Source organism: Candidatus Aquicultor sp. (assembly GCF_054640775.1).
Window position 1 is genome coordinate 1 of sequence record NZ_JBTSLF010000271.1, and the last position, 3027, is coordinate 3027.

Consider the following 3027-nt stretch of genomic DNA (forward strand, 5'->3'; position numbering starts at 1 on the left):
ACGCGGGACGAAAAACGATGACCGAAGAACGGTTGACCTAGAATCGTCTCACCTTCCTCATTGAGAATCCTCAATCCAAAATCTGCAATCTACAATTCACAATAAAAGAAAGGAGTGCATTATGTACACCCTGGCTGCAATTGTCGTTTTATTGATCTTTTTTTTAATCAGTGCCATTCGCATTTTGAACGAATACGAACGAGGGGTGATTTTCCGCCTGGGACGGGTGTTGGGGGCCAAAGGACCGGGGTTGATTCTCCTGATTCCCATTATTGATAAAATGATTAAAGTGGATTTGAGAACAGTGACCATGGATGTTCCGCCACAGGATGTCATTACCCGAGATAATGTCTCGGTTAAAGTCAATGCCGTAGTGTATTTCAGGGTCATGGATGCCGTAAAGGCCACGATAGAGGTTCAGCAATATCTTTATGCCACTTCCCAGTTGGCCCAGACGACTTTGCGCAGTGTCTGCGGTCAGGCGGAGTTGGATAAGATCCTGTCGGAAAGGGAAAAGGTCAATACGGAAATTCAAGAGATCCTGGATATGCACACCGATCCCTGGGGCATTAAAGTGTCTGTCGTCGAAGTTAAACAGATCGACCTGCCTCAGGAGATGCAACGGGCCATGGCCAAGCAAGCCGAGGCCGAGCGGGAACGAAGAGCCAAGGTCATCAACGCCGAAGGGGAGTTCCAGGCCGCATCCCGCATGGCTGATGCCGCCGCCATCATTGAGCCCCACCCGATTGCCCTTCAACTTCGTTATCTCCAGACCCTAAGAGAAGTGGCTTCGGAACATAATTCAACGACCCTTTTCCCCATTCCCATAGATCTTTTTAAACCGTTTTTAAAATTGGCAGAATTAGCTGAAACGAAAAAAGGGTAGGGGGGGCAAAACAGGAGCAATTTTAAGCTCAAAAGTCAAAGAAAAAAAACTACTTGTTTTCCCCTTTCCACTTTGAACTTTGAGCAGCAAAGGTAAATTATATAATCCAAAGGAGAAGATTGAATATGGCTAAAAAAGAAAAGGCTGAAAAAAAAGAAAAACCCCTGGAAAAAATGACGGCCAAGGAACTGCGCGATGTGGCCTTGACCATTCCTGAGATATCCGGTGTTCATGGGATGAATAAAGAGGAGGTCCTTTCGGCCATTAAAAGGGCCCGTGGAATTCAAGAAGCCCCTGTTAAAAAAGGGGACCGCTCCATGCGGCAGTTGAAAGGAAAGGTCAAGGAATTACGGGGAAAAAAATTGGAATATCAAGAGAAAAACGATAAAAAAGCGATCAATCAATTAAGACGCCGGATCGGCCGGCTGAAGAAGAAGACTCGAAAGGCGGCCTAAGCACAAAATCTAATGCCTGATTTACAATCTGCTAAAAATACTCGAAAGATGAGGGACGAGGGACGAATTCTCGTCCTTCGTCTTAAAAGAGGTCGTTCTTCCTCCTCCCAAGTTCCTAAGTGCGGATCTTATAAAAAATAATAATAATAATCCCAATGAAAACGTTACCCATCCCTTATGGAAATAAAACCCTCTCGCTGGAAATCCCGGAAGAACATTGGGGAGAACTTCTTGCTCCAGCCGAAGTCCATCCGGTTTCTTTTGAAAATGGATTATTACAGGCTATCGAAAACCCGCTGGGTTCTCCTTCCCTGACTGAATTTCTGAAGGGCTGTCGGTCATTGCTGGTTCTTGTTAATGATGAAACCCGTCCAACCCCGACCGGCCGCGTTTTGGAATTTATCTGGTCTGAAATTTCCGCCTACCCAATGAAAATCCTTGTAGCCACGGGGACTCACAAAAAAAGCAGTGAAGAAGGTTGCCGCAGGATATTCGGTCCTTTGTGGGAGGAAGTAAAAAAAAGAGTCCTGTTTCATGATTGCCGGCAGGAAGGAGGGATGATCTTTCTTGGGGAAACGTCCCGGGGGACACGAGTTCTGGTCAATCAGGAGATTATGATGGCTGACCGACTGCTGGTCATCGGTTCCGTGGAGCCCCACTATTTCGCCGGCTATACCGGCGGGCGAAAAGGTGTTATTCCCGGAGTAGCCGCCTTTTCGACCATAGTGGCCAATCATTCTCTGGCTATGGATCTCAAGGCCCGCCCTCTCCAAATGGCAGGCAATCCGGTCCATGAAGACCTGGAAGAGGCCATGCATTTATTGACGATCCCGCCTATCTTCTCCCTGATGCTGGTTTTGACGCCGGAGCACCAACTCTATGCCGCTTATAGTGGATCGATGGAGGAAACCCTGATAAAGGCGGCCCAAAAGGCCGATGAGGTTTTTACCCTCTCTTTTCAACAAAAAGCGGATATCCTGATCAGTGTAGTTTATCCACCATTGGATATTGATCTCTATCAATCCCAGAAGGCCATAGAACATGGGAAGATGGCTTTAAAGGAAGATGGGATACTCATTTTGGTTATGCCCTGTCCTCAGGGTCCGGGTCCGGTCGATTTTCAAGATTTGATGTTGCAGACCAGAAACCCGGAGAAGGCCAGGGCGTTGCTTGATCAACCATATCGTTTGGGCCACCATCGCATCACCAGGAATTTGAGATTCCTGGAGCAGGGGGGGGAGGTCTGGGGCCTAACCGATCTGAATCCTCTTTTTTTATTACAGACTTTTATCCGCCCCGTGCCTTCCCTTCAAAAAGCGTTGGATATGGCCCTGGCCCAGAAAGGAAAGAAGGCCAAGGTGAGCGTCCTGCTCAACGCCAGCCTATGTGTGCCAAGACAATGTTAAGAAAATTAAAGGCTGAAACTCATAACACCAAGGCAGCGTAACAGAGTATTTCATAACAGGGTCGGGCCCCACAAAATGAGGCTCATTTCGGGGCTAAAAAAGACGATATAGGCCCTGAAAAAACCTGTCATCTTCTCCTCCTTATATCTCGATCATTTTGACCGGACTCTATTGACTATTTCTGCCAAATCCAACACTTCAATCCGATCCTCCAGGCCTTCGGTTTTAACTGCGTCTTCAAGCATTTTCGCGCATTGGGGGCAGGCTACGGCAACGATTC

The 3027-nt window shown here is 47.4% G+C and carries 3 protein-coding genes; all 3 read left to right on the plus strand.

Features of this window, described 5'->3' with window-relative positions:
- Positions 1–121 precede the first annotated feature (121 nt).
- Positions 122–886: a slipin family protein gene (locus tag ACYC56_RS13980; RefSeq protein ID WP_461374786.1), complete on the plus strand. Its 765-nt coding sequence runs from the start codon at positions 122–124 to the stop codon at positions 884–886.
- A gap of 125 nt (positions 887–1011) precedes the next feature.
- Positions 1012–1341: a transcription termination factor Rho gene (locus tag ACYC56_RS13985; RefSeq protein ID WP_461374787.1), complete on the plus strand. Its 330-nt coding sequence runs from the start codon at positions 1012–1014 to the stop codon at positions 1339–1341.
- Positions 1342–1496: 155 nt separating this feature from the next.
- Positions 1497–2747, plus strand: coding sequence for a nickel-dependent lactate racemase family protein (locus tag ACYC56_RS13990; RefSeq protein ID WP_461374788.1), 1251 nt, complete (start codon positions 1497–1499; stop codon positions 2745–2747).
- The last annotated feature ends 280 nt before the right edge of the window (positions 2748–3027 follow it).